This window comes from Pannonibacter anstelovis, assembly GCF_036881715.1.
Lineage (GTDB): Bacteria > Pseudomonadota > Alphaproteobacteria > Rhizobiales > Stappiaceae > Pannonibacter > Pannonibacter anstelovis.
Map to the genome: position 1 here is coordinate 200,321 of NZ_JBAKBF010000001.1, position 25,415 is coordinate 225,735.

The window sequence follows — 25,415 nt, forward strand, 5'->3', positions numbered from 1 at the left end:
GCTTCAAACGGGGACATATGACCGATGAAGGTCGTCATTTGCGGAGCAGGGCAGGTCGGTTACGGCATCGCCGAACGTCTGGCTGCGGAACAGAACGATGTTTCGGTGATCGATTCGTCGTCAAAGCTGATTGCCGCCATCGGTGATCAGCTCGATGTGCGCGGTTTCGTCGGCAACGGCGCCCATCCGGATGTGCTCGCACAGGCCGGTGCCGATGAAGCAGACATGATCATTGCCGTCACGCTCTACGACGAGGTGAACATGGTTGCCTGCCAGGTGGCCCATTCCCTCTTCAACGTTCCGACGAAGGTGGCCCGTGTGCGCGCCCAGAGCTATCTGCAGGGCCGCTGGCGCAATCTCTTTGCCCGTGAGAACCTGCCCATCGACGTAATCATCTCGCCCGAGATCGAGGTGGGCGACATGGTGCTGCGCCGCCTGTCGCTGCCCGGTGCGGTGGAGACCATGCGTTTTGCGGATGATCAGGTCGTGGTTATCGGCGTCAATTGCGAGGAGGACTGCCCGGTCGTCGACACGCCGTTGCGTCAGCTGACAGATCTCTTCCCTGATCTTGGCTCCGTTGTCGTCGGCATCAACCGGGGCGGCAAGCTGTTTGCCCCCAAAAGCTCGGACAGCATGCTTGTGGGTGACCTTGCCTATGTGGTGGCCCGCCGGGACCAGGTGCGCCGCACCCTTGGCATTTTCGGTCACGAGGAGCCCGAGGCAACCCGTGTCGTCATCGCCGGGGGTGGCAACATCGGTCTTTATGTCGCCCGCGCCCTTGAACAGCGCCAGACATCGACCCGGGTGAAGATCATCGAATCGTCCCGCGAGCGGGCTGTCGGCATTGCCAATGAGCTGAAGCGCACCGTTATCCTTCATGGCAGCGCGCTGGATCAGGGGATCCTGGAAGAAGCGGATGTGGAAACCGCCGACACCATGATCACGCTGACCAATGATGACGAAGTGAATATCCTGTCCTGCGTCATGGCCAAGAAGCTCGGCTGCAAGCGCAACCTGTCGCTGCTCAACAATCCGAGCTATCCGGCCTTTGCCAATGCATTGGGGATCGATGCCTTCATCAATCCGCGTGCCGTGACCATTTCCCGCATTCTGCAGCACGTGCGCCGGGGCCGCATCCGCGGCGTCCAGTCGCTGCACAATGGCGCAGCCGAGATCATCGAGGCCGAGGCGCTGGAAACCTCGCCACTGGTGGGCCGTCCTTTGCGCGAAGTCGACCTTCAGGACGGCATCCGCATTGGCGCGGTGTTCCGCAATGGCAAGGTGCTGACCCCCAACGGCGACGTGCAGATCCAGGCGCGCGACCGGATCGTCATCTTTGCCATGGCCAACCGGGTGCGCCAGGTGGAGCAGATGTTCCGCGTGAGCCTTGAATTCTTCTGATCAGACGGTCAGGATGTAAGGACAGGGTACCCTCCCGTACCGCCTTCAATCCTGCCTGCATAACCCTCCGGCTTGCGCCGCAAGGAGTTCTCATGAGCCGCATTGCCTATGTGAATGGACAGTACCTCCCGCACTCTTCGGCCGCCGTGCATGTGGAAGACCGTGGCTATCAGTTTGCCGATGGTGTCTATGAGGTCTGCGAGGTCTGGCAGGGTAATCTGGTGGACGGTCCGCGCCACCTGGCGCGTCTTGAGCGGTCCTGCAGCGAGCTCCGCATCCCCATGCCGATGGAACACAAGCCGCTGACGCTGGTTCTGAAGGAAGTCATCCGCCGCAACAAGGTGCGCAACGGCATCGTCTACATGCAGGTGACGCGCGGTGTTGCGCGGCGCGATCACTTCTTCCCGCTGACGCCCATTGCGCCGACGCTGGTGATCACGGCCAAGCCGACGAACCCGGCAGCCTCCGACAAGCAGGCCGAAACCGGCATTGCCGTTGTCAGCCACCCGGAGAACCGCTGGCCGCGTGTGGACATCAAGACCGTTGGCCTGCTGCCGAACGTGCTGGCCAAGCAATATGCCCGCGAGCAGGGCGCCAAGGAAGTCTGGTATGTGGATCAGGACGGCTTTGTCACCGAGGGTGGTTCGACCAATGCCTGGATTGTGACGAAGGACGGCGTTCTGGTGACGCGCCCGGCGGAAAGCGGCATTCTGCGCGGTATTACCCGCAGCGTGGTTCTGGATCTGGTTGAGCGCGAAGGCCTGCGCTTTGAAGAGCGTGCTTTCACTCTGGAGGAAGCAAAGAATGCGCGTGAGGCCTTCGTCACGGCCGCTTCCACCATCTGCATGCCGGTGGTCAGTCTCGACGGCGTTTCCATCGGCAATGGCCATCCGGGATCTGTCGCGGTAGAGCTGCGCAAGCAGTTCCACACGGCGACCCATCTTGATGAAATATATTGATGATATGAAATAGTGCTGGGGTAACGGGCGGAACTTGTTGTAAACTTTGCCACCGGCGCCCGGTTCATCCGGGAGAGGCGCTTACGTTTGTGTTTTTTGCCTCGTTTGCCGGTCGCATAACAAGAACATGTCAGATGCCCCGGCCGCGGACGACAGAAACAGGATAAGAAGACTCATGGCTGAGCGTGCACAGAATCTGCAGGACACCTTCCTCAATTACCTTCGCAAGCAGAAAGTTCCGCTGACGATCTTCCTCATCAACGGCGTGAAGCTGCAGGGTGTGGTAACGTGGTTTGATAATTTCTGCGTTCTTCTGCGCCGGGATGGTCATTCCCAGCTTGTCTACAAGCATGCAATTTCGACCATCATGCCGAATGGTCCCGTGCAGCTGTTCGAAGGCGGTGAAGAAGGCGCCGAAAAAGCAGGCGCCTGATTGGCTCGCAAGAATAGACAAGCCGGAGAGGGCAGCTCCGGTAACGACTTTGAAGATCAGGACTGGCTGGACGGGGAAGACAGCCGGAGCCGTGGTGATGGCCGCAATGAGCCCGTTTCCCACGGCGGTGAGCTTGTGTTCAAGGGACCCTCGTCCCGGGCACTGGTGATCGAGCCGGTTCTGCCGGAACGGCTTCCCAAAGGCTTTGAAGGCACGCCGCCGCCCACACGCACGCCTGAGGCGCGGCTGGAAGAGGCTGTTGGCCTCTGCGCCGCTATTGAGCTTGAGATCGTTTCCGCCTCCATCGCGCGCATCCACACCCCGCGTCCGGCGACGCTCCTGGGGCCTGGCAAGGTGGAAGAAATCGCGCGTGCGGCGGAAGAGGGCGACGTGGACGTGGTCGTGATCGACCATGCGCTGACGCCGATCCAGCAGCGCAATCTCGAAAAGGCGATGAAGACCAAGGTGATCGACCGGACCGGTCTGATCCTGGAGATCTTCGGCGCCCGCGCCCGCACCAAGGAAGGCCGCCTGCAGGTGGACCTTGCTCATCTGACCTGGCAGAAGAGCCGCCTTGTCCGCTCCTGGACCCACCTTGAGCGCCAGCGCGGCGGTGTCGGCTTCATGGGCGGCCCCGGTGAAACCCAGATCGAGGCGGACAGGCGCCAGATCCAGGACAAGATCATGCGGCTGGAGCGGGAGCTGGAACAGGTGCGCCGCACCCGTGACCTGCACCGCAAGAAGCGCAAGAAGATCCCGCAGCCCGTCATCGCGCTGGTCGGCTATACCAACGCCGGAAAGTCGACGCTGTTCAACCGGCTGACGCAATCGGATGTCTTTGCCAAGGACCTTCTGTTTGCAACACTCGACCCGACGCTGCGCCGCATCCGCCTGCCGCATGGCCGCGAGGTGATCCTGTCCGACACGGTGGGCTTCATTTCCGAACTCCCGACCCATCTGGTCGCCGCCTTCCGCGCCACGCTGGAAGAGGTGCTGGAGGCCGACCTCATCCTGCATGTGCGTGACATCTCGCATGAGGACAGTGACGCCCAGTCGGTGGACGTGGGCCGCACGCTGGCCGACCTAGGCGTCAACCCGCAGACCGGCGCGCCGGTGGTGGAAGTGTGGAACAAGATCGACAACCTCGATCCCGAGCGCCGCGCCAAGCTGCTGGAGGCCAACGGTCCGGACGGCGCCATTGCGCTCTCGGCCCTGACCGGTGACGGGATCCCGGCGCTGCTGTCACGCATCGAAGCCTTCATGGCCGTGGGTGATGACCGCTTCGAGCTTGCGCTCCCGGTGACGGAAGGCGAGTTGCTGGCGGGCCTCTACCAGATGGGCGAGGTTCTGGAGCGGGTGGATGGCGAAGAGCTCATCGAGCTGACGGTCCGTATCTCCGACAAGCAGAAGGGTCCTTTCCGCAGCCGCTACGGCGCCTATATTTCCGGGGCGGACTGAGACGCAGGGCTCACCAAGCTTCTGAAATGCTGACGCATTTGCCGGGCGAAGAGACAGGCCACGCAGAGTAGAGGCTTGTGAATGCGCGTCTTCCTGCCTGACGGCCCCGGACAATGGCACCTTTCTGCAAGCGAGTGGGCAGGCCCATTCCGGGGATTTGGGTGCCGGGGCGACGCTGGCTGGCTTACGGCTTGTCCTTTGCGTTGCCCGGCCCCGCCAGTTTCGCAAAGAAGGCAGAGGTGCGCAGGAGGGAGCGGAAGCGGCTGCGGCGGCCTTCGGCGGGGACGCCTTCGCGCTGCATCATCCGCATCACCGTGTAGACCATGAAGAGGCCCTGCACCGCCGCTGTGTACCAGAAGAGCGAATGCGGCCCGTAACGGCCCATCAGCATCGAAGCAAAGAGCGGTCCGGCAATGGCCCCGACCGACCAGAAGAACAGGGTTCCAGCCGAGACAAGCGCGTGCTGGCCGGGGGCTGCGTGGTCATTCGCATGGGCCGAGCACAGGGAATAGAGCGGCATTGCGAAGGCGCCGAAGGCAAAGATACCCAGATAGTTGAGCCAGATACTTTCGCCTGCCACCTGCGCCAGGAAAATGCCGGAGACGAAGGAACCGAAAGTGGCGATGAGAATGATCAGCCGCCGGTCCAGCTTGTCCGAATAGTGCCCCAGCGGATATTGCAGCACCACGCCGGCGAAGATGCCCGCGCTCATGAAGGTGGCGATGGAAGTGACCGTCATGCCGATCCCGTCCGCGTAGACGGGGCCGAGCGAGCGGAAGCTGGCGTTGGTGAAGCCGACAACGATGCAGCCGATGGTCGCCAGCGGCGACACGCGCCACAGCACCCGCACGTCGAAGCGCACATGTTCGGGGGCCGCAGGGCTCGTGCGGTCGGTGAGCGAAATCGGCACCAGCGACAGCGTCAGCGTCATGGCGATGATGACGAACAGTTCGAAACCGCTGACCCCGACCGCCGGAATGATGTACTGTCCCAGCGTGACGGCACCCAGATCGACAAAGCGGTAGATGGAAAGCGTGCGGGCGCGGTTGGCATTGGTGACGCGCGCATTGAGCCAGCTCTCCACGACGGCAAAGAGCCCGGCAATGCACAAGCCTTGCACGAGGCGCATCAGGAACCAGGGCAGGGGCGCGATGTAGAGCAGCATCAGCATGGAAGCGGCCGCCGCTATCGCTGCCAGCGCGCAAAAGGCACGGATATGTCCGATGGCCCGGATGATCCGCGTGATGTAGATGCACCCGACCGCAAAGCCGATGTTGTAGCCTGTGCCGATGACGCCAATGGTTTGCGGTGAAAAACCTTCCTCCAGCGCACGCAGTGAAATGAAGGTTCCTTGCAGGCCGTTGCCGCCGATAAGAATACCGGCCGTGGCGAGAAGGGGGATGAGCGGGCGGATCGTTGACATAGGGTTCTCTGGAAGGGGCGTTGACTGGGCGGGGGCGCATGCATGCGCTCTTGGTCCGCTGGCCCGTCGCGGTGTCCGGTTGCACCGACTCAAGGCCCTATGCTGCCTGAAGGTCTCTTGTATCCTGTTTTACCTCGCGCCTGCCGGCGAAAACAGTTCAAGCCTTGAATGGCAACTTCACGGAAAGTGATTGGTCCGTCCGCTCTTCGGCGGAGTGTCAGGCAGGCAAAGGCGTGGCGTGGGGGAGGAAACCCGCCTGCGTCTTGACTTTGGCGGCACAAAGTAGTTTGTCGCACGAACGATTGCGTGCCCTTTTGCGGGGCGCGCCACCTGTTCATTGCCGAGATTGTCGAGGACTGCATGCACCGCTACCGGAGCCACACTTGCGGCCAATTGCGCGCGAGCCACGTTGGGGAAACCGTTCGCCTGTCGGGCTGGGTCCACCGCGTGCGCGATCATGGCGGGCTTCTTTTCATCGACCTGCGTGACCATTATGGCATCACCCAGTGCGTGGTTGACCCGGACAGCGCCGCCTTCAAGCTGGCCGAAACCGTCCGTTCCGAATGGTGCATCCGCATCGACGGCGAAGTGAAGGCGCGCACGGCAGAGACGGTGAATGCAGGCCTTCCGACCGGCGAGATCGAGCTGTTCATCCGCGACATGGAAGTGCTGGGCGCTGCCAAGGAACTGCCGCTGCCGGTGTTCGGCGAGCAGGAGTATCCCGAAGACGTCCGCCTGACCTACCGCTTCCTTGATCTGCGCCGTGAGACGCTGCACAAGAACATCGTCAAGCGCACCCAGATCATCGCCGCCATGCGCCGCGAGATGACAAAGGGCGGCTTTACCGAATATTCGACGCCGATCCTCACCGCCTCCTCGCCGGAAGGCGCACGTGACTTCCTGGTGCCGAGCCGCATCCATCCGGGCACCTTCTATGCGCTGCCTCAGGCGCCGCAGCAGTACAAGCAGCTTCTGATGATGGCGGGCTTCGACCGCTATTTCCAGATCGCCCCCTGCTTCCGCGACGAGGACCCGCGCGCTGACCGTCTGCCGGGCGAGTTCTACCAGCTCGACCTCGAGATGAGCTTCGTCACGCAGGAAGACGTGTGGACCACCATGGAACCGGTGATCCGCGGCATCTTCGAGGAGTTTGCCGAAGGCAAGCCGGTGACGCAGACCTTCCGCCGCATCGCCTATGACGATTCGATCCGCATGTACGGCTCCGACAAGCCGGATCTGCGCAACCCGATCGTGATGCAGGAGGTCTCCGAACACTTCCGCGGTTCGGGCTTCAAGATCTTCGCCCGCATGCTGGAAGACGAGCGCAACCAGGTCTGGGCCATTCCGGCCAAGACCGGCGGCAGCCGTGCTTTCTGTGACCGGATGAACTCCTGGGCGCAGGGACAGGGCCAGCCGGGCCTCGGCTATATCTTCTGGCGCAAGGAAGGCGATGTGCTGGAAGGCGCAGGCCCCATTGCCAAGAACATCGGCGAGGAGCGCACAGAAGCGATCCGCCAGCAGCTTGGCCTTGAGGACGGTGATGCCGCCTTCTTCGTCGCCGGTGATCCGGCGAAGTTCTACAAGTTCGCCGGCGAAGCACGTACCCGCGCAGGCGAGGATCTGAACCTCGTCGACCGCGACCGGTTCGAGCTGTGCTGGATTGTCGACTTCCCGTTCTATGAGTGGAACGAGGATGAGAAGAAGCTCGATTTCGCCCACAACCCCTTCTCGATGCCGCAGGGCGGCATGGAGGCGCTGGAGAACCAGGACCCGCTGACCATCAAGGCCTATCAGTATGACATGGTCTGCAATGGCTTCGAGATCGCGTCCGGCTCGATCCGTAACCAGTCGCCGGAGCTGATGGTCAAGGCCTTCGAGAAGGTTGGCCTGAGCGCGTCCGACGTGGAAGAGCGCTTCGGCGGCCTCTACCGCGCCTTCCAGTATGGCGCACCGCCGCATGGCGGCATGGCCGCTGGCGTGGACCGCATCATCATGCTGCTGGTGGGGGCAAAGAACCTGCGCGAAGTTTCACTGTTCCCGATGAACCAGCAGGCGCAGGACCTGTTGATGGGCGCGCCGACGCCGCCCAGCAACGAACAGCTGCGGGAGCTGCATCTGCGGCTTAACCTTCCGGCCAAGTGATCTGATGCTGCGCCCGCCCAAAAAGCGGGCGCAGCCGTATTATCCGGCGGAACTCTTCGCGCCAAGGGCGCGGGCCGCCGCAGACCAGAGGCGTGAAACGTGAGCGTCAAGACCTGGTTTCAGGACCCGGATGGCACCTATGAGGTGATCCGGCGTCTCGTCTCCGAAAATGCCCGTGCCCATGTTCCGGGTTATCTTCTTTCATTCCTGTTCATGGGTCTCGTGGCTGGTTCGACTGCCGCCAGCGCCTGGATCATGCGTGACGTGATCAATGAGGTCTTCGTCAACCGTGACCAGGGAATGGTGCGGCTGATTGCCTTTACGGTGATGGCCATCTTCGCCGTGAAGGGCATCTCGACCTATGGCCAGCAGGTAACAATGAGCCGTATCGGCAATGCCATTGTCGCCGATTGCCAGCGCCGCCTGTTCCGCACCATCACCCGTCAGGACATGGCTTTCTTTGACCGCACGCCGCTCGGTGATCTGGCGACACGGCTTTCGCACAATGCACAGGCCGCCCGCAGCGTGCTCGACATGGTGGTTCTGTCGCTTGGCCGTGATCTCCTGAGCGTCGTGGGACTTGTGGCCGTTATGGTCATTCAGGATCCCGGCCTCAGCGCCATCGCGCTGCTGATCATGCCACCGGCCGTCTTCGGCGTGTCGCTGCTGGTGCGCCGGGTGCGCAAGCACGCCAAGTCCCAGTTCGTCTCCACCACCAAGATCGTCTCAGCCGTCCAGGAGACCGCGATCGGCGTGCGTGTGGTCAAGGCCTTCCGGGTCGAAGACCGGATGCGCGCCGAGATGGACAAGGCGATCACCGATGTGGAGCGCCGCGCCAACCGCATTGCTGCGCTGACGGCCCGCACCTCGCCGCTGATGGAAACACTCGGCGGCTTTGCGATTGCGCTGGTCATTCTCTATGGCGGCTTCAGCGTCATCGAACAGGGCAAGGACCCCGGCGGTTTCTTCTCCTTCATCACCGCGCTATTGCTGGCCTATGAACCAGTGAAGCGTCTTGCCCGCCTGCATGTGAACCTCAGCTCCAATCTGGTCGGCGTGCGTCTCATGTTCGAGATGCTGGACCGCCCGCCCGCCTTCGAGGATACGCCGGATGCAGTCGAGCTGAAGACCGGCAGGGGCGAGGTCCGGTTCGAGGGCGTTCATTTCACCTATGGCGACAAGCCCGTTCTGACCGGTCTCGATCTTGTCGCGGAAGCGGGCAAGGTGACGGCGCTGGTCGGCTCTTCTGGCGCGGGCAAGTCCACCACCTTCTCGCTGCTCGAGCGGTTCTACGACGTCCAGACGGGGCGCATTCTCATCGACGGGCAGGACATCCGGGAGGTGACATTGGCCTCGCTGCGCGACCAGATCGCACTTGTCACGCAGGATACGTTCCTCTTCGATCTGTCCATCCGCGACAACATCGCCCTTGGCCGCCCCGGTGCGGGGGATGCGGACATCATACGTGCAGCGGTGGATGCCAATGCGCATGAGTTCATCGAGGCGATGGAACAGGGCTATGACACTTTCGTCGGTGAAGGCGGAGGACGGCTTTCCGGCGGCCAGCGCCAGCGCATCGCCATTGCCCGCGCCATGCTGCGCGATGCACCGATCCTGCTGCTGGACGAGGCCACATCGGCACTTGACGCTGAATCTGAAGCAAAGGTGCAGGGGGCACTGAAGCGGCTGATGCAGGGACGGACGACGCTTGTCATTGCCCACCGTCTTTCCACTGTCCGTGATGCCGATTGTATCGCCGTGTTCGACCGGGGCCGGGTGGTAGAGACCGGCACGCATGAAACGCTTCTGGCCCATGACGGTGTTTATCGCAGGCTCTATGATCTGCAGTTCAGGGGCACGGCGAAGGGGTAAGCTGCGTTTTTCTCCAGACGCTGTTCATCCGGGACTGAAAAGACTGACTGCAAAAATAAGAACGCCGGGCAGATCCCTCTGCCCGGCGTTTTCGTTTCCTGTATCAGGTGGGCTGTTCCCGGTAAGTAGGCTCACCGGGAAGAGGTATTACTCTGCCGTGGCGCTTGCTCCGAGCAGATCCGGAATGGTCTGCGGAGCGGTGGCGCCAGCACCCAGTATCTGGGTGACCGGAACCGGTGCCTTCGGAGCCATCTCGATCACGATGTTCTTCGGGTCGGCGGCGAAGGTGCGGGCAGCTTCCAGAAGTTCCTCGCCGAAGCGGGTGCCGGTGAGCGGACCCATGTCCTGGGCCATCGTGTCGACAAGGCCGGCAGCGAGCTCTTCCTGAGTCAGGCCGGACTGATCAGCCTGCGCGCCAATGAATGCAGACAATACGGCAAGGTTCTCAGCTTCGATCCGGCCAGACTTGATGCTGGCGGTTGCCAGGGCCATCTGCGCCAGTTCCGGGTTTTCGAAGATATCCTTCGGGATCCCGCCGATAGTGAAGGTCATGTGGATCTTGCCACCGTCCTTCATCTCAAGGCTCAGATCCTTGAGGGTCAGATCGCCCGTGCTCTCATCCCAGTTCATCTCGAAGTTCTGGTCGATGACCACCTCGGAGATGTTGAGGCGTTTTGCAAGATCCTGGAACTGCGGATCCGGAACCATTGCTGCCGGGAAGCGAAGCCCCTTGATGACGAGGCCGGCCTCGGTCGGGATGCGGTTGATGTGTCCCTTCTCGGTCTGACGGTAGGCTTCAAGCTCGATAGGGCTGTCACCCAGCGCAGCCGCTTTGACGGACACGTCCAGCACTTCTGCCAGACCGATGATCGGACGGGCGTCAAGGATATCCTGGACGGAAGGATCCATCCCGTGCGTTTCGAGCTGTGTGGTGCGGATCAGCGCGTCCATCAGGGGAAAGTCGATGTCGCCGACAGCAATACGCCCCAGATTGACAGAGACAGACTGCGCGCCCTGATCGGAGTCCAGTTTGAAGCCATCAAAGGCAAAGAGGCCGAGGCCTTCGCTGCTGATGTCCTTCATCTCGAACTTGTCGAGAGAGCCGGTCAGGTCCGGAGCGGTGAAGCTCACTCCATTCACTGCCATGCCATCGGCCTTGAAGAACCGCAGAGAGTCAACCGCTGCCTCTCCGGCCGCATCGGTGTCTACAGCAGATTCATCAAGCGCCAGCTGGTCAAGATAGGGCAATATGGGCAGTGCTTCGGCCCTGGTGATGCTCATGGGGTCGGATGTGATGCTGCCAATCTTGACGTCAACGCTTGCGACATTGACCGTCATGTCTTCAACGGTCTGGCTGCCCATGATGGTCATGCGGCTCGGGTCAGAGCCCTGTCCGATCAGGGTCAGCAGCGGCATGAAGTCGATATCCTTCACAACCTGCTTGCCGACGGTCATGGTCATCTGTGCCATCTTGCCGCCAGGCTCAAGCGGCATGAAGTCCTGGGTCTGGACTGTCTTGCCGACTGAATATTCATCAATCCGGAAGTCCTTGTACCCGGTCATCGCGTAGTCTTCATAGACGGTTTTCTGGTTCATGCCGTCCGGGCCGGTCATTTCCAGTGTCATCGTGCCGACGTGATAGCGGTCACCCTTGCCGTCCAGCAGCGTACGGGCGATGTCGAGGTAACGCGTCACCGGGCGCTGCGGATCTTCCGCCACTTCGGGGAGCCGGCTCCAGGCCATGCCTTCTGCCACGTAGCCGGTCTGGCTGAGGATGATCCTCACCGGTTCGGCAGGTGCCGCATCCGGTGCTGCAGCTTCGGGAGCTTCAGCGCTTTCCTGCGTTTCGCCAGCTTCGCCCTCAGCTGGAGCCTCCGCTGCCTCATCTTCCGGACTGGGGATCTCAAGCTGCGTCTGGCCGGCACTGGCCGTGTCAAAATACTTGCCGGGAATCTCGACGTCTGCACGGGCGGTACCCGGCACGGAGATCTTTGCGGCTTCGTAGCCCTTCTCCGTCTCGGTCAGGCCCTCGAAGGTGACAGCATCAACACCGAGTTTCACATCCACCTTGTCTTCGCCGCCGGGCAGAGGAATGGCGAATTCGATCTTGACCCCGTGGATGGTCACATCATTTTCGTTTGCACCATCTTCGGCGCGTTCGTAGCTGGCAACCGAAGCCCCCATGCTGGTGAAGTCCGCCATCCAGCGGTCCACCAGAACACTGGCCTGGTTGGCGAAAGCGTGGGAGGGAAGCGACATGACCAGTACCACCGTGGCGGTACGGGCGCTGAAGCGGGTGAAGATCGGGTTCGGCAACAAGGCTTGGCCTCCTATTGTAAAAATGCAAAGCGCGGCAGTTCAGTCAAACCGCCGCGCTGGCTGGTTCCGAATTCATGCGTCCGGTCTATGGTGCCATTGATGGGCTGCCATCGCGGGAACCCATCGGCCGGCGCGGGACCGTCAAACGGCGCTTATTTCTTGTTGGCCGTGACGTCGATCCCAAGGATCTGCGGCAGGCCCTGCGGTGCCATGACTGCCGTTCCGAAGATCTGCGCGACGGAAACAGGAGCTGCCGGCTTGGCGTCAGCCTGCAGTGACACGGGGTTGTCCAGGAATTCGCCGGCAGCAGCTGCCACCTTGGCCTGGAACTCCGGGTTCTGAAGCAGGGCGAGCATCATCGGCAGGCCGGTCTTGAGCTGGCTAACGACTGCGGCTCGGTCCGATCCTGCAGTCTTGGCCTGCTGGTCGAGGAGGCGGTCGACGATCGAGCCGTTGTCGAAGCGCAGGCGCATGGAGTTCAGCGTCAGGCCCTGCAGGATAGCCATGGCTTCGTCGCTGTTGTCCTTGGCTGCTTCCAGCTTCTCGGCCACTTCCTTGGTCAGGCCGCCGATCTGCACAGCCAGGGCGACGCCGCCCATTTCAGCTGCGGTCATGTCGAGCCTCGGCAGGTCAAGCACACCGGTGACCGGATCCCACTTGAACTCTGCCGCCACTTCGGCATTCACGGTCTCATAGCCAAGATCGGTGAGCTGCTTGGCAGTGCCTGCGTCAAGCTCTGAAACCGCAATGGCGATACCCGTCATGTTCAGTTCGCCCGAGGTTGGCAGATTGCCTTCGCGGCTGTTGATCGCAGCATAGACGGTGTCCAGCGAGGCCTTGGTAACGTCACCTTCGGCGATCTCGATACCTTCAGCCTCGATGGTGTTGTAATCTGCAGTTTCCTCGAAGGATTTGGACCCGTCAGCAGGCGGAAGAACCACACCTGTCAGGGTCAGCGATGCCATCGACACAGATGCGCCGTCCTTGTCTTCAAGCACGGCTTCCTCGATGGCGACGCCATCAAGGCTCATCGTCCCATCTGACTTTTCTTCACCGTTGGTCAGGGTGATGATGCCGATGGTGCCGGAACCATCTTCCGGTGTCTTGCCTTCAAGGGCGACATCCTCAAGGGTTACCTGATCGCCATCTTCGGAAACGCTGCCGACCGACACGACCTTTACATTGCCGGCCTCTACCCGTGACAGGAAGGCATCGGCAACATCGTTGCCGGTCGCCTCGAAAGCCAGCGCACCGTGGGTCAGCGCCAAGGCCATGACGGAGACACTGACACCACGCATCAGAAAGGATCGCATTTGAAGCTCCAGATTGAGAACTGAAATCTAAACCGCCGGAACCATGTCCCAACCTTGCCATAAAGGTCCGTGACCTGCGTCACACACAGGTCTTTGGCTGGAACGCGGCTATCGATGATGCATGGTAAACTACTCCAGCATAACGGCTTTGTGAAATGATCTGTCAAAGCGGGCGATTTCACGGCGCTTTGATGCGCCTGGCTCATACTTTTTGCCGGTATGTGGAAAGACATGCATGAACGCACAAATGCTATGGCATTGTTTCTATCTGGGCTAGAGTGAAGCTGATGGGCCGCGCAGACAGATGCTGCTACGGCAAAAAACAGGGAACGGGGTGAGGGCCCGCACATCGTGCAAGGCCTGATTCCCCGGCTGCCCCCGCAACTGTAAACGGCGAGCGATGCCTCTATGCCACTGGCCCCGCAAGGGCTGGGAAGGCAGGCGAAGCGGTGAACCGTAAGCCAGGATACCTGTCCATCACATGACCGGGCGCAAAGCCCAATCCAGTCCAATGCGCGGCGGGCGCAGAAAGGAACGAGCATGCATATCGAAGAAGGCGTCGTTGAAGGCGCGAAAATCATCCTGAGTTATGGCACAGCGGCAACGGCTTTCGGGCTTGCAGCAAAACTCGCCGTTGACGACCTGCGGACCAATGGCGGTGCCATTCCGCTTCTCCTGCGCAGCATCATGACCACTGCGCTCGTGTTTTGCTTCTTCGAGGTGCTGCCGCATCACCCCGTGGGCGTGTCCGAGGTGCATCTGATTCTCGGCTCTACACTGCTGCTGCTGTTCGGGGCAGGGGCTGCTGCCATCGGGCTAGCCGCCGGTCTGCTGATGCAGGGCCTGTTCTTTGCACCCTTCGACCTGCCGCAATACGGCATGAATGTCACCACGCTGCTGGTGCCTCTCTTTGGCATCAGCCTGCTGGCAAAGCGAATCATTGCGCCGTCGACACCGTATGTGGACCTGAAATATTCGCAGGCGCTGGCGCTTTCCACCGCCTATCAGGGCGGCATTGTTGCCTGGGTGGCCTTCTGGGCCGTCTATGGCCACGGTTTCTCCACTGAGAACCTCGCTGATGTGGCCAGCTTCGGTGCGGCTTACATGACCGTGATCATTCTGGAGCCGCTGGTGGACCTCGGCGTGCTGGCGGGCGCAAAGGCTCTGAAGCAGCTCAGCGGCAGCCCGCTGTTCAACGCAAGGCTTCATGTGGCGGGCTGAGCCTTTGGCATGAAAAGAGGCCGGGGAACTCCCGGCCTCCATGCAAAGGCGTGGATCAGAATGGGTCGTAGCCAATGCGGCGCAGCTTGTCCTGCGTCCAGCCATCGCCCTTGCAGCCCTTGTAGGCGCCGCCGGCTGCATAATCGAGCAATTCGTCCGGCAGTTCATCTGCCTCGATGCGGCGCGGAAGCACCAGCACGATCTCTCCGGGAGCTTCTTCCAGGACCCGGATCGCAAGGCTCGGGACCGGATCCGTGCCAAGCAATTCCACAAGTACTGCATGCGGATCGTTCAGAAGGGCGCTGCGGAAGGCAGTGTCAGTTTCTGCCTTCTTGCGAAGCTCGGCCTCAAGAACGGCGCGAGCCTTCTCGAACGGATAGGCTGTGATTTCGCTCATGATCGTCTCCCTTAGAACCTGATGCCACGGCCTTCGATTGGGGTAAAGAAACCTATATCGCTCAAGCACTTGTGCAGATTTCCGCCGGACGCATAGTCCAGAAGCTCATCCGGCAGCTCGTCTTCGGCGATGGAGCGCGGCAGTACGAGAAGCACTTCGCCGGCCTGTTCCTCGACGACGCTGATCTTCATCGATGGGATCGGGTCATTGCCGAACATGTCGCGGATGGCGGCATGCGGATTGCTCTTCAGCAGCTCGCGGAAGGCTGTGTCGGAAGTTGCCCTGGCAACGAGCGCAGCCTCGATGTGGGCGCGGGCGCCGGCAACGGCATCTGTCATGGACGTCATAAATTTGGCCTCTGTTGTTAAATTGGCGTTCTGTTCATTTCTTGCAAAGCGCAGCGAAAATAGGATCTCCCTTGACTATGTAATCGGCATCCGGAGGCGAAAAGGGGCTCATGAACCCTCCACCAGAGGCATAATCAAGCAGCTCGTCCGGCAGCTCGTCCTGAGCGATCTTACGGGGCAGAACGAGCGTGACTTCGCCGGCCTGTTCTTCCACCACAGTGATCTTCAGCGACGGGATCGGATCATTGCCCAGCAGCTCACGGAGCGCGGCATGCGGATTGCTCTTCAGCAGCTTGCAGAAGGCCGCGTCATACGTGGCCTTTTCGATCAGCGCAGCCTCAATGTGGGCGCGGGCGGCTGCCATGGTATCTGTCATATGCGGCATGGCGTTTCTCCATGACGGATTGCGTTATTTGGGCAGCCAGTCCTGCTTGTAGGCCCACTGGTTGAACTTCCACCAGCACTCCTTGGCATTGCCGCCAGAGGCAAAATCGAGCAGCTCATCCGGCAATTCCTCCGGCAGATCGTTCTGTGACATCGCCCGGGGCAGGACGAGGGTGACCTCGCCGGCCTGTTCCTCGATGACGCGGATCTTGAGCGAGGGAATCGGGTCCACGCCAAGCAGCTGCTTCAGGGCAGCGCGCGGATCGCTTAGCAGCAGAGTGCGGAAGGCGGCATCTTCGCCAGCCTTCGCCAGCAGCGCTTCCTCAACATGCTGGCGGACGCGAACCATCGGGTCTGTTGAACTGGTCATGTGAATGGCCTTTATCTTTCCGCTTTCAGCTGGTAGCGGCCAACGCCGTTGCAAAGCTCAAGCATCTTGATTGAAAATCAGAATTGAGTTTCCGCCGTACTGCGGTTTTTTACAAAAACGGCAGATCCTAAAAGCATCTCCGGAAATTCGGGCCACGCATTACCTTCCGGGGACCCGTTTCCTGATGTTTCTTTTCTATGGCAGGGCAGACGGCCGCTGGTGATTGGACCTGAAAAATTCCAAATTCTTTCGTAGCCGGTATCGAGGCGGGTTTGCCGCAATCATGACCTCGACAAATGCCGCCGGAATGGTGGACGATTGTCCGCGCCGCGCAGGAGCGCATAGGATCAGGAGCCGCCGAACCATTATGCAGACCGGCATTACAACGCTTTCCGCCGTCCAGCTGTCCGCTGCCATCCATCAGCGGCAGATCTCCTGTGTCTCCGTGATGGAGGCTTATCTGGAGCGGATCGGGCGGATCAATCCGCTGATCAACGCGCTCATTTATCTGCGCCCTGCAAAGGAGCTGCTGGAAGAGGCGCACATGTGCGACCGGGAGCTGGCGGACGGGCATTCGCGCGGCTGGATGCATGGCATGCCGCAGGCCGTGAAGGATCTGGCGGAGGTGAAAGGCCTGCCGTGCTCATGGGGCTCGCCCCTGTTCCCCGGCTACGTCTCACCTGCTGATTCCATTCACGTCGCGCGGGTGAGGGCGGCAGGGGCCATATTCATCGGCAAGACGAACACGCCGGAGTTCGGGCTTGGCTCCCACACACGCAACCCGGTGCACGGGGCAACCCGCAATCCACATGATCCGGCGCGCAGTGCCGGGGGCTCCAGCGGCGGCGCAGCTGCGGCATTGGCGGCAAGGCTGCTGCCAGTGGCCGATGGCTCGGACATGATGGGCTCACTGCGCAATCCGGCCGGGTTCAACAATGTCTATGGCTTCCGCCCGAGCTTCGGCCGGGTGCCGAACGGCAAGAGCCCGGATCTGTTCTTCAGCCAGCTTGGAATCAACGGCCCCATGGGTCGCACGGTAGCTGACATGGCGCGTCTTCTGGAGACACAGGCCGGATATGATCCGGTTGACCCGCTGTCGCTCGCCGATGAAGACCTGAGCCTTCGCGGAGCTGCCAATCTCGCGGGCAGAAAGGTGGCCTGGCTGGGCGATCTGGGCGGCTATCTGCCGTTTGAGCCGGGCGTGCTTGAGGTCTGCCGCAAGGCGCTGGATGTGCTGTCTGCGATGGGCTGCGAGGTGGTGGAGGTGACGCCGCCGTTCGACTTTGCAAAGCTGTGGGAGTGCTGGCTCACCTTGCGCAGCTTCTCCGTCGCTCATGGCCTGCGCGGGTTCTATGACAAGCCGGAGGCTCGGGCAAAACTGAATGCCCAGTTGCTTTACGAGTTCGAGCTGGCCCTGAGCAAGAGCGCTGAGGACATTCACACCGCTTCCGTGGTGCGCACCAGCTGGCACGCGGTGATGCGGCGCATGTTCGAGACCTACGACTTCCTGATCCTGCCGTCAGCGCAGGTGTTTCCCTTCGATGTCAATCTGCCCTGGCCCGGTGAGATCGGCGGGCGGACGATGGACACCTATCACCGCTGGATGGAAGTGGTCATCGGCCCAACACTGGCAGGCCTGCCCGTGGCTGCAGTTCCCGCCGGTTTTGGGGCGGGCGGATTGCCGGCCGGCGTGCAGCTCATCGGCCCGCCGAGGGCGGACCGGCAGACGCTGGAATTTGCACTGGCCTATGAGGAAGCGGCAGGCATCGGGACGGGCGGGCTGGAGTTGTGAGAACTACCAGCGCGGCGCGGTGAGGCTGCCTCCGGCATCCTCAGCCGCAGCGCGGCAGACGGCCCTGCCGTCTTCCAGCCGCACCTGACCGGAGGCAACGAGCGCCAGCGCCTGCGGATAGATCTTGTGCTCGACGGTCAGCACTCTTGCTCCCAGCGCCTCTGGCGTGTCGCCGGACAGCACAGGCACGGCGCCTTGTGCGATGATGGCGCCTTCGTCCATGCCGGGCGAGACGAAATGCACCGTGGCACCATGCAGCCGCACGCCCGCTTCCAGAGCGCGCTCATGAGTGTGCAGGCCCTTGAAGGAGGGCAGCAGGGCAGGGTGGATGTTAATCATCCGCCCGTTCCAGCGTTCCACGAACCAGGGCGTCATCAGCCGCATGAAGCCCGCAAGCACCACCAGTTCGATGCCCTCCGCCACCAGCATGGCGTCCAGCTCGCGCTCGAAGGCTTCCCGGTCACGGCCATAGGTCTTGTGGTCGAGGACCTTCGCGGGAATGCCGAAGCTCTGCGCCCGTGCAATGCCGCCTGCATCCGGGCGGTTCGAGACAACGAGGACGATCTCGGCCGGGTAGGCGGGGGCCTTCGCAGCCTCAATCAGCGACAGCATGTTGCTGCCCCGGCCCGAAATCAGAACGGCGGTGCGCTTGCGGCTCACGGTCATGCGAAAATGCTGAGGTGATTGTCGAAGATGACTTCGCTTTCGCCCGGCGTGCCTGTTTCCATACGGCCGATGATAGCAACGGTTTCGCCTTCGGCTTCAAGGGCGGTCTTCACTGCCTCCACGCTGTCAGCGGAAACGACCACGACCATACCCGCGCCGCAGTTGAAGGTGCGCAGCATTTCTTTTTCAGCGACGTTGCCGGTGGCAGCGAGCCAGCCGAAGACCGGGGGAACGGACACGGCGGACAGATCTATGCGCGCATTGGTGCCCTTCGGCAGCACACGCGGCAGATTCTCCGGAAGGCCGCCGCCGGTGATATGCGCCAGCGCCTTGATTCCGGAGGTGGCCTTGAGGGCGGCCAGCAGCGGCTTCACATAGATGCGCGTCGGCGTCATCAGGGCTTCGCCCAGCTTGCGGCCTTCGGCAAACGGAGCGGCATCCTCATAGGTGAGGCCCGAAACCTCGACGATCTTGCGCACCAGCGAATAGCCATTGGAATGGACGCCGGAGGAGGCGAGGGCGAGCAGCACGTCGCCTTCCTGCACATCCGTGCGCGGCAGCAGGCCATCACGCTCGACGGCTCCGACCGCGAAGCCGGCAAGATCGTAGTCGCCCTTGCCATACATGCCCGGCATTTCCGCCGTTTCACCGCCGATCAGCGCGCAGCCGGAAATCTTGCAGCCCTCGGCAATGCCGCCGACGACGGCGGTTGCCGTGTCCACATCCAGCGCGCCGGTTGCGTAATAGTCGAGGAAGAACAGCGGCTCGGCACCCTGAACGACAAGATCGTTGACGCACATGGCGACAAGGTCGATGCCAACGGTGTCATGGCAGCCGGTGTCGATGGCGACCTTCAGCTTGGTGCCGACGCCGTCATTGGCGGCGACCAGCAGCGGGTCGGAGAAGCCTGCGGCCTTCAGATCAAAGATACCGCCGAAGCCGCCGATGGCGCTGTCCGCGCCGGAGCGGGCGGTGGCCTTGACCAGCGGCGCGATGCGCTTGACCAGAGCGTTACCTGCGTCAATATCAACGCCTGACTGGGAATAGGTGAGGCCGTTCTTCCCCTGGCTGTCCTGCGCGCTCATGGGTCAAGTCTCCGTGCCGGTTGCGGTTTGCCAGCGCAATGCCCGATTTTCGGCCGCCTTGCAACGGCTGAGAGGGGACACATCATGAAAAACCGCCAATTGCGCCTGCATGAGCCGTGGACGGCAGTGGCTGAATGGGCGGCTGATGAGCCTCCGGCTTGACCTTACGGCTTGAAACTGCCCCTATCGCGCGCATATGCTTATTGTTGCGGTGCGGAACGGAGTTGCTTCATGACCTTACGCCGGCAAGTCCAGTTCTGGCTTTTGTCTCTTGCGGCCTTTATCCTGTTCATGATGCTGTTCAGCGCGGTGCTGCTGCCCTTTGTGGCCGGCATGGCTCTGGCCTATCTGCTGGATCCGGTGGCCGACTGGTTTGAGCGTCACGGCTTCAGCCGGCTGGCGGCCACGTTGATGATTCTCCTGCTGTTTGTCATTGTGCTGGTGATCGTTCTGGTGCTGCTCGTGCCTGTCCTGGGCAATCAGCTGATCGGGTTCGTGGACAAGCTGCCAGGCCTCGTGCGCTCGCTTCAGGATCTTCTCACCCAGCATCTTGGCGACCGGATCACCAAGCTCAGCGGCCTCAAGGTTGAGGACCTGCAGTCCTCCCTTGGCGACATCATGGGCAAGGCAGCAACATGGATCGGCGGCGTGCTCAAATCCGTCTGGAGTGGCGGACAGGCGCTTATGTCGATCCTGTCGCTCTTTGTCGTGACGCCGGTGGTTGCCTTTTACATGCTGCTTGACTGGGACCACATGGTGGAGCGGATAGACAGCTGGCTGCCGCGCCATCATGTCGAGACGATCCGCGAACTAGCCCGGGAGATGGACAACGCTGTCGCAGGATTTGTGCGCGGGCAAGTATCGGTCTGCCTGCTGCTGGGACTTTTTTACGCAGTGTCGCTGGTCACCCTGGGGCTCAATTTCGGCCTTCTGATCGGCATTGGTGCAGGGCTTGTCAGCTTTATTCCGTTCGTCGGGGCGGCCCTTGGCTTCATAGCGTCCATGTCAGTCGCGCTGGTGCAGTTCTGGCCAGACTGGCACTGGATTGCAGCGGTTGCGGCCGTGTTTGCCGTGGGGCAGTTTCTCGAAGGCAACATCCTTCAGCCCAAGCTTGTGGGCGAGAGTGTCGGCCTTCATCCCGTCTGGCTCATGTTTGCTCTCTTTGCCTTTGGATATCTCTTTGGATTTGTTGGTATGCTTGTGGCCGTTCCGGCAGCGGCGATGGTGGGTGTGCTTGCACGTTTCGCGCTGAGGCAGTACCTAGCCAGTGCCCTGTACAAGGGCACAGGCGCTCCGGAGCAGACCGGTGCATCTGACGAGTAGAGTTCAAAGTCCAAGAGACCATGGCTGACACACCGCGCCAGCTGCCCCTGATCCTGCCGCATGAGCAGGCCTTAAGCCGGGATGACTTCCTGGAAGGCGAGGCCAATCATGCCGCGCTGGAGATGATCGAGTCCTGGCCTGACTGGCCTGCACCTGTCACCGTTCTGGCGGGACCTGTCGGCAGCGGCAAGACGCATCTGGTGGAAATCTGGCGGGCTCTGTCGGGCGCGGTGGTGATCCAGGCGCGTGATCTCACCTCTGAAAAGGTGGCGGATCTGGTTGCGGCAGGAGCCGTCGCCGTGGAGGACGCTCACCGGGGCTTCGACGAGACCGCGCTGTTCCACCTCATCAACGCGGCGCGGCAGGCGGGGGCAAGCCTGCTCATCACCAGCCGCACATGGCCATCGAGCTGGCCTCTGACGCTGCCGGATCTGGTTTCGCGGCTCCGGGCAGCGACACCTGTGGAAATTCTGGAGCCGGATGACGGGCTTTTGCGCTGTGTCCTTGTGAAGCTCTTTGCCGACCGGCAGGTTGCCATTGACCAAGGGGTGGTGGACTATCTTGTCGTGCGCATGGAACGTTCGCTGGGTGTCGCAGGCCGTCTGGTCGCAGCACTCGACGCAGAGGCGCTTGCTGCAGGCAGCCGCATCACCCGCAGCCTCGCAGGCAAGGTGCTGGAGCGCCAGTCCGGCAGGGCCTGAAAGTCATTTGAAACGGGAGCAGCACTTTGGTTGACAGGGAAGAGACACCGGTAGCACCGCAAGCAAGCGCTGCCCAGCCCGTGCAGCAGGAACGGTCAGCGCAGAATGGCGTTGACCCGGCGGCGGTGGAGCAGATGATGCAGTCACCGGCCCGGTTCATGAACCGGGAACTCTCCTGGCTGCAATTCAATCACCGCGTCCTTGAGGAATCCATCAACAAGGATCACCCGCTGCTGGAGCGCCTGCGCTTTCTGTCGATCTCCGCAAACAACCTCGATGAATTTTTCATGGTGCGCGTCGCCGGCCTCAGGGGGCAGCTGCGCGCCGATGTGAGCCAGCGTTCCGATGACGGCTTGACGCCGGCCGAGCAGCTGGAAAAGATCGGCGCGGCCTGCCAGCGCCTGCAGAGCGAGCAGCAGCGCCTGTGGCGGCAGATCCGCTCGGAGCTGGTTGGCACCGGCATCCGCATCCTGCTGGCGACAGATCTCACCGAAGCAGAACGCGACTGGCTGGAAGGCCATTTTCTCGCCCACATCTTCCCGGTGCTGACGCCACTGGCCATCGATCCAGCGCACCCGTTCCCCTTCATTCCCAATCTCGGATTCTCGCTGGTCTTCGAGCTGGTGCCGGTGAAGGGCGGGCGCGGCATGACGGCGCTGATCCGTCTGCCGGCCCATATCGACCGCTTCGTCCGCCTGCCGGATCTGGGGCAGGGCGAGGGCGAGGTCCGTTACATCACCATCGAGAAGGTGATCGGGCTCTTCATCGGCCGCCTGTTCCCCGGCTACGAGATTCGCGGCAAGGGCACCTTCCGTGTCATCCGTGACAGCGATCTTGAAATCGAGGAAGAGGCGGAGGATCTGGTCCGCCTGTTCGAATCCGCCCTCAAGCGCCGCCGCCGCGGCTCGGTGATCCGGCTGGAAATCGATGCCAATGCTCCGGCATCGCTCAGGGCCTTCGTCGCCAGCGCCCTTGGCGTGACGGATAACGAGATTTTCCTGGTGGACGGCCTGCTGGCGCTGGACAACCTGTCCCAGCTGGTCGCCATGGACCGGGACGACCTGAAGTTCACGCCCTACACGCCGCGCTTCCCCGAGCGCATCCGCGAACATGGTGGCGATTGCCTCGCCTCCATCGTGCAGAAGGACATCATCGTCCACCACCCATACGAATCCTTCGATGTGGTGGTGCAATACTTGCGTCAGGCGGCGCAGGACCCGGATGTGGTGGCCATCAAGCAGACGCTCTACCGCACCTCGAAGGACTCGCCCATCGTCAAGGCGCTGGCGGAAGCTGCAGAAGCCGGCAAGTCGGTCACCGCGCTGGTGGAGCTGAAGGCGCGGTTCGACGAGGAAGCCAACATCCGCTGGGCCCGCGATCTGGAGCGGGCGGGCGTGCAGGTGGTATTCGGCTTCATCGAGCTGAAGACCCACGCCAAGCTGTCGATGGTGGTGCGCCGCGAGAATGGCGAGCTGAAGACCTATGTCCACATCGGCACGGGCAACTATCACCCGATCACGGCGCGCATCTACACGGATCTGTCCTATTTCACCGATGATCCGGAAATCGGTCAGGATGCGGCGCGCGTCTTCAACTATATAACCGGCTATGCCGAACCTGCCGAACTGAAGCGGCTGGCCGTCTCGCCCGTGACCATGCGCAAGCGCATCATGGAACTGACGGAAGCCGAGATCGAGCATGCAAGGGCAGGGCGCCCGGCGCACATCTGGATGAAGATGAATTCGCTGGTGGATGCCGGCATCATCGATGCGCTCTACCGGGCAAGCCAGGCAGGTGTGCAGATCGATCTGGTGGTGCGCGGCATCTGCTGCCTCAGGCCCGGCATTCCGGGCCTATCCGAGAACATCCGCGCCAAGTCCATTATCGGCCGGTTCCTCGAGCACAGCCGCATCTTCTGCTTCGGCAATGGCCATGGCCTGCCATCGCCGCAGGCGCATGTGTACATCGGTTCGGCCGACATGATGCCGCGCAACATCGACCGGCGTGTCGAAATCCTTGCGCCGATGCTGACACCGACCGTGCATGAACAGGTGCTGGACCAGATCATGGTTGCCAATCTGCGCGACAATCAGCAGAGCTGGCGCATTCTGGCCGATGGCACTCACGAGCGCATCATTCCGGGACCGGGTGAGGAACCTTTCAACGCCCACCGGTATTTCATGACAAACCCTTCACTCTCCGGCCGTGGCAAATCGCTCAATGCTGACAGACCTAAACCCTTCATGGAGCGGCCAAAGCGTGGCTGATTCAAGCGAAAAGCATCCTCCCGCCCGCGGCCGCTTCAACGGCAGCGGGCCAATCGCGGTGATCGACATCGGATCGAATTCGGTCCGCCTTGTCGTCTATGAACGGGAAGCACGCTCCCCGACGATCCTGTTCAACGAAAAGGTGCTTGCTGGACTGGGGCGCGGCATTGCCACAACCGGAGAACTCGCAGAAGAATCGACCGCTTCTGCACTGGCGGCTCTAAGCCGGTTCAAGTTCCTGTGCGGGCATCTAGGGGTAAAGGCGGTTTATGTTCTGGCAACCGCTGCAGCTCGTGATGCAAGCAACGGCGCGGCCTTCGTCGCTGAGGTTGAGCGGGTTACGGGCGTTCCAGTGCGCATCCTCAACGGTGCGGAAGAGGCCTATTACTCGGCTCTGGGGATCATGGCCGGCTTCTGGAAACCGCATGGTGTCGTCGGCGACCTGGGGGGCGGCAGCCTGGAGCTGGTCAGCATCGGCGCACGTGGGCCTGGTGAGGGGGAAACCTTCCCGCTGGGCGGGTTGCGTCTGCAGGAGGCCTCTGGCGGGCGCATCGCCCGCGCGCAGAAGATCGTTGATGATGCGCTGGCGAAAGCCAGCTGGCCAGCCCGCGCTGCACGCCACACATTCTATGCGGTCGGCGGAACCTGGCGCTCGCTGGCCCGGCTGCATCTCTTCCAGGCGGGCTATCCACTGCATGTGATGCACAATTATGCCATTCCCGCAGAGGAGGCGATCGAGTTCTGCCGTGTGGTCTCAACACGTGACGTGAACACGCTGGACTTCATCGACGTCATCTCCCGCCAGCGCCGGGCTCTGCTGCCCTTTGGCGCCATCGTGATGGAGCGGGTGCTTCGGGCCATGAAGGCAGACCGGGTGATCATGTCTGCCACCGGTGTACGTGAAGGCCTGCTTTATGAGCACCTGCCACCAGCCATCCGCCGTCAGGATCCGCTGCTGGAATCCGCCCGTGAGCTGGCTCATCTGCGCGCGCGCTCGCCGCAATATGCAGAGGAACTGATCACATGGACCGATCAGCTCATGCCGGTGATCGGGGTCGATGAAACCGAGGAAGAGCTGCGCCTGCGCCATGCCGCCTGCCTGCTGTCCGATATCGGCTGGCGCGCGCACCCCGATTATCGCGGCGAGCAGAGCCTCAACATCATTTCCAACGCTGCTTTTGCCGGCATCGACCATGCAGGCCGGGCTTATCTGGCGATGACCGTCTTCTTCCGCCATCAGGGCCTGATCGACGATGCCCTGTCACCGCGCCTGCGCGAACTGGCGCCCACACGGCTGAAGGAGCGTGCCCGGATTCTGGGGGCGGCACTGCGGGTTGCCTCGCTCGTGTCGGCCTCCATGCCCGGCACACTGCTCAAGACGTCGATGCAGCGGGATGATGACAGCCTGACCATAACCTTGCCCGGTGAACTGGCGATGCTGGATGGCGAGCGGCTGCGCAAGCGTATGGTGCAATTCGCCAAGCTTGTCGGCGCCAAAGGCGAGGTCCTGCCTCTTCCTTGAATGATGAAACTGACTGCGGC

21 protein-coding genes and 1 riboswitch are annotated in these 25,415 nt (G+C 61.8%); of the genes, 12 read left to right on the forward strand and 9 right to left on the reverse strand.

Translation table 11 applies throughout. The features are described from left to right. The first annotated feature begins 24 nt into the window (after nt 1-24). The 4 genes from trkA (at nt 25) to hflX (ending at nt 4,251) form a co-directional block, all read left to right on the forward strand. The gene (gene trkA / locus V6L75_RS00915) at nt 25-1,401 is read left to right on the forward strand and encodes a Trk system potassium transporter TrkA (RefSeq protein WP_334249661.1); all 1,377 of its coding nucleotides are present in this window, start codon (nt 25-27) and stop codon (nt 1,399-1,401) included. A gap of 92 nt (nt 1,402-1,493) precedes the next feature. Beyond that, nucleotides 1,494-2,360: a D-amino-acid transaminase gene (locus V6L75_RS00920; protein ID WP_334249662.1), complete on the forward strand. Its 867-nt coding sequence runs from the start codon at nt 1,494-1,496 to the stop codon at nt 2,358-2,360. A 175-nt stretch (nt 2,361-2,535) separates the two neighbouring features. Continuing rightward, nucleotides 2,536-2,793: an RNA chaperone Hfq gene (gene hfq, locus V6L75_RS00925; protein ID WP_019966324.1), complete on the forward strand. Its 258-nt coding sequence runs from the start codon at nt 2,536-2,538 to the stop codon at nt 2,791-2,793. Between the two features lie 135 nt (nt 2,794-2,928). After that, on the forward strand, nt 2,929-4,251 hold the full coding sequence (gene hflX, locus V6L75_RS00930; RefSeq protein WP_425498654.1) for a GTPase HflX: 1,323 nt from the start codon (nt 2,929-2,931) through the stop codon (nt 4,249-4,251). A gap of 184 nt (nt 4,252-4,435) precedes the next feature. Here the strand turns inward: hflX and V6L75_RS00935 are convergent, their stop codons facing one another. Next, nucleotides 4,436-5,674 (reverse strand): MFS transporter, encoded by a 1,239-nt coding sequence (locus tag V6L75_RS00935; RefSeq protein WP_334249663.1) that lies wholly within the window; start codon nt 5,672-5,674, stop codon nt 4,436-4,438. Between the two features lie 360 nt (nt 5,675-6,034). On the opposite strand from V6L75_RS00935, the gene aspS reads away from it, so the two are divergent. Both aspS and V6L75_RS00945 read left to right on the forward strand, forming a co-directional pair. Next, complete coding sequence (gene aspS, locus V6L75_RS00940) at nt 6,035-7,816, forward strand: aspartate--tRNA ligase (RefSeq protein ID WP_334249999.1); 1,782 nt, start codon at nt 6,035-6,037, stop codon at nt 7,814-7,816. Between the two features lie 99 nt (nt 7,817-7,915). Next, on the forward strand, nt 7,916-9,688 hold the full coding sequence (locus V6L75_RS00945) for an ABC transporter ATP-binding protein (RefSeq protein ID WP_334249664.1): 1,773 nt from the start codon (nt 7,916-7,918) through the stop codon (nt 9,686-9,688). A 147-nt stretch (nt 9,689-9,835) separates the two neighbouring features. Here V6L75_RS00945 and V6L75_RS00950 read toward each other — a convergent pair whose 3' ends face one another. Continuing rightward, nucleotides 9,836-12,004, reverse strand: coding sequence for a hypothetical protein (locus tag V6L75_RS00950; protein ID WP_334249665.1), 2,169 nt, complete (start codon nt 12,002-12,004; stop codon nt 9,836-9,838). A 155-nt stretch (nt 12,005-12,159) separates the two neighbouring features. Continuing rightward, nucleotides 12,160-13,320 carry a hypothetical protein gene (locus V6L75_RS00955; RefSeq protein WP_334249666.1) on the reverse strand — a complete coding sequence of 387 codons (1,161 nt, stop codon included), beginning with the start codon at nt 13,318-13,320 and terminating at the stop codon, nt 12,160-12,162. A gap of 272 nt (nt 13,321-13,592) precedes the next feature. After that, nucleotides 13,593-13,812: riboswitch (cobalamin riboswitch) on the forward strand. Nucleotides 13,813-13,860: 48 nt separating this feature from the next. On the opposite strand from V6L75_RS00955, the gene V6L75_RS00960 reads away from it, so the two are divergent. Further along, the gene (locus V6L75_RS00960; RefSeq protein WP_334249667.1) at nt 13,861-14,541 is read left to right on the forward strand and encodes an energy-coupling factor ABC transporter permease; all 681 of its coding nucleotides are present in this window, start codon (nt 13,861-13,863) and stop codon (nt 14,539-14,541) included. A gap of 55 nt (nt 14,542-14,596) precedes the next feature. Here V6L75_RS00960 and V6L75_RS00965 read toward each other — a convergent pair whose 3' ends face one another. The 4 genes from V6L75_RS00965 to V6L75_RS00980 are packed head-to-tail and all read right to left on the reverse strand — an operon-like array spanning nt 14,597 to nt 16,039. Further along, the gene (locus V6L75_RS00965; protein ID WP_334249668.1) at nt 14,597-14,938 is read right to left on the reverse strand and encodes an NHLP leader peptide family RiPP precursor; all 342 of its coding nucleotides are present in this window, start codon (nt 14,936-14,938) and stop codon (nt 14,597-14,599) included. A gap of 11 nt (nt 14,939-14,949) precedes the next feature. Continuing rightward, entirely contained in the window at nt 14,950-15,285 is a 336-nt protein-coding gene (locus tag V6L75_RS00970) for an NHLP leader peptide family natural product precursor (protein WP_334249669.1), read from the reverse strand. A gap of 34 nt (nt 15,286-15,319) precedes the next feature. Beyond that, complete coding sequence (locus tag V6L75_RS00975; protein ID WP_334249670.1) at nt 15,320-15,670, reverse strand: NHLP leader peptide family natural product precursor; 351 nt, start codon at nt 15,668-15,670, stop codon at nt 15,320-15,322. 24 nt (nt 15,671-15,694) lie between these two features. Further along, nucleotides 15,695-16,039, reverse strand: coding sequence for an NHLP leader peptide family RiPP precursor (locus tag V6L75_RS00980; RefSeq protein ID WP_334249671.1), 345 nt, complete (start codon nt 16,037-16,039; stop codon nt 15,695-15,697). A 367-nt stretch (nt 16,040-16,406) separates the two neighbouring features. On the opposite strand from V6L75_RS00980, the gene V6L75_RS00985 reads away from it, so the two are divergent. Then, nucleotides 16,407-17,831, forward strand: a complete 1,425-nt coding sequence (locus tag V6L75_RS00985; RefSeq protein WP_334249672.1) for an amidase — start codon at nt 16,407-16,409, stop codon at nt 17,829-17,831. A 3-nt stretch (nt 17,832-17,834) separates the two neighbouring features. Here the strand turns inward: V6L75_RS00985 and purN are convergent, their stop codons facing one another. Together purN and purM are read right to left on the reverse strand one after the other, a co-directional pair. Then, nucleotides 17,835-18,497 (reverse strand): phosphoribosylglycinamide formyltransferase, encoded by a 663-nt coding sequence (purN, locus tag V6L75_RS00990; protein WP_334249673.1) that lies wholly within the window; start codon nt 18,495-18,497, stop codon nt 17,835-17,837. Further along, nucleotides 18,494-19,582, reverse strand: coding sequence for a phosphoribosylformylglycinamidine cyclo-ligase (gene purM / locus V6L75_RS00995; protein ID WP_334249674.1), 1,089 nt, complete (start codon nt 19,580-19,582; stop codon nt 18,494-18,496). The genes purN and purM overlap by 4 nt, the downstream gene beginning before the upstream one ends. A gap of 231 nt (nt 19,583-19,813) precedes the next feature. On the opposite strand from purM, the gene V6L75_RS01000 reads away from it, so the two are divergent. From V6L75_RS01000 to V6L75_RS01015, 4 genes are all read left to right on the forward strand, one after another. Next, nucleotides 19,814-20,905, forward strand: a complete 1,092-nt coding sequence (locus tag V6L75_RS01000; protein WP_334249675.1) for an AI-2E family transporter — start codon at nt 19,814-19,816, stop codon at nt 20,903-20,905. Nucleotides 20,906-20,925: 20 nt separating this feature from the next. Then, on the forward strand, nt 20,926-21,606 hold the full coding sequence (locus V6L75_RS01005; RefSeq protein WP_334249676.1) for a P-loop NTPase family protein: 681 nt from the start codon (nt 20,926-20,928) through the stop codon (nt 21,604-21,606). 134 nt (nt 21,607-21,740) lie between these two features. Continuing rightward, nucleotides 21,741-23,873, forward strand: a complete 2,133-nt coding sequence (locus V6L75_RS01010) for an RNA degradosome polyphosphate kinase (protein WP_334250000.1) — start codon at nt 21,741-21,743, stop codon at nt 23,871-23,873. After that, nucleotides 23,866-25,395 carry a Ppx/GppA phosphatase family protein gene (locus tag V6L75_RS01015; protein ID WP_334249677.1) on the forward strand — a complete coding sequence of 510 codons (1,530 nt, stop codon included), beginning with the start codon at nt 23,866-23,868 and terminating at the stop codon, nt 25,393-25,395. The genes V6L75_RS01010 and V6L75_RS01015 overlap by 8 nt, the downstream gene beginning before the upstream one ends. Nucleotides 25,396-25,415: the final 20 nt, after the last annotated feature.

Excerpts from the sequence above, each read along its gene's own strand:
- V6L75_RS00975 (WP_334249670.1), bottom strand. The coding sequence starts at position 15,670 with ATGCCGCATATGACAGATACCATGGCAGCCGCCCGCGCCCACATTGAG.
- V6L75_RS00965 (WP_334249668.1), bottom strand. The coding sequence starts at position 14,938 with ATGAGCGAAATCACAGCCTATCCGTTCGAGAAGGCTCGCGCCGTTCTT.
- purM (WP_334249674.1), bottom strand. The coding sequence starts at position 19,582 with ATGAGCGCGCAGGACAGCCAGGGGAAGAACGGCCTCACCTATTCCCAG.
- V6L75_RS01000 (WP_334249675.1), top strand. The coding sequence starts at position 19,814 with ATGACCTTACGCCGGCAAGTCCAGTTCTGGCTTTTGTCTCTTGCGGCC.
- V6L75_RS01005 (WP_334249676.1), top strand. The coding sequence starts at position 20,926 with ATGGCTGACACACCGCGCCAGCTGCCCCTGATCCTGCCGCATGAGCAG.
- aspS (WP_334249999.1), top strand. The coding sequence starts at position 6,035 with ATGCACCGCTACCGGAGCCACACTTGCGGCCAATTGCGCGCGAGCCAC.
- hfq (WP_019966324.1), top strand. The coding sequence starts at position 2,536 with ATGGCTGAGCGTGCACAGAATCTGCAGGACACCTTCCTCAATTACCTT.
- V6L75_RS01010 (WP_334250000.1), top strand. The coding sequence starts at position 21,741 with ATGATGCAGTCACCGGCCCGGTTCATGAACCGGGAACTCTCCTGGCTG.
- purN (WP_334249673.1), bottom strand. The coding sequence starts at position 18,497 with ATGACCGTGAGCCGCAAGCGCACCGCCGTTCTGATTTCGGGCCGGGGC.
- trkA (WP_334249661.1), top strand. The coding sequence starts at position 25 with ATGAAGGTCGTCATTTGCGGAGCAGGGCAGGTCGGTTACGGCATCGCC.
- V6L75_RS00935 (WP_334249663.1), bottom strand. The coding sequence starts at position 5,674 with ATGTCAACGATCCGCCCGCTCATCCCCCTTCTCGCCACGGCCGGTATT.
- V6L75_RS00920 (WP_334249662.1), top strand. The coding sequence starts at position 1,494 with ATGAGCCGCATTGCCTATGTGAATGGACAGTACCTCCCGCACTCTTCG.
- V6L75_RS00955 (WP_334249666.1), bottom strand. The coding sequence starts at position 13,320 with ATGCGATCCTTTCTGATGCGTGGTGTCAGTGTCTCCGTCATGGCCTTG.
- V6L75_RS00960 (WP_334249667.1), top strand. The coding sequence starts at position 13,861 with ATGCATATCGAAGAAGGCGTCGTTGAAGGCGCGAAAATCATCCTGAGT.
- V6L75_RS00980 (WP_334249671.1), bottom strand. The coding sequence starts at position 16,039 with ATGACCAGTTCAACAGACCCGATGGTTCGCGTCCGCCAGCATGTTGAG.
- V6L75_RS00985 (WP_334249672.1), top strand. The coding sequence starts at position 16,407 with ATGCAGACCGGCATTACAACGCTTTCCGCCGTCCAGCTGTCCGCTGCC.
- V6L75_RS00970 (WP_334249669.1), bottom strand. The coding sequence starts at position 15,285 with ATGACGTCCATGACAGATGCCGTTGCCGGCGCCCGCGCCCACATCGAG.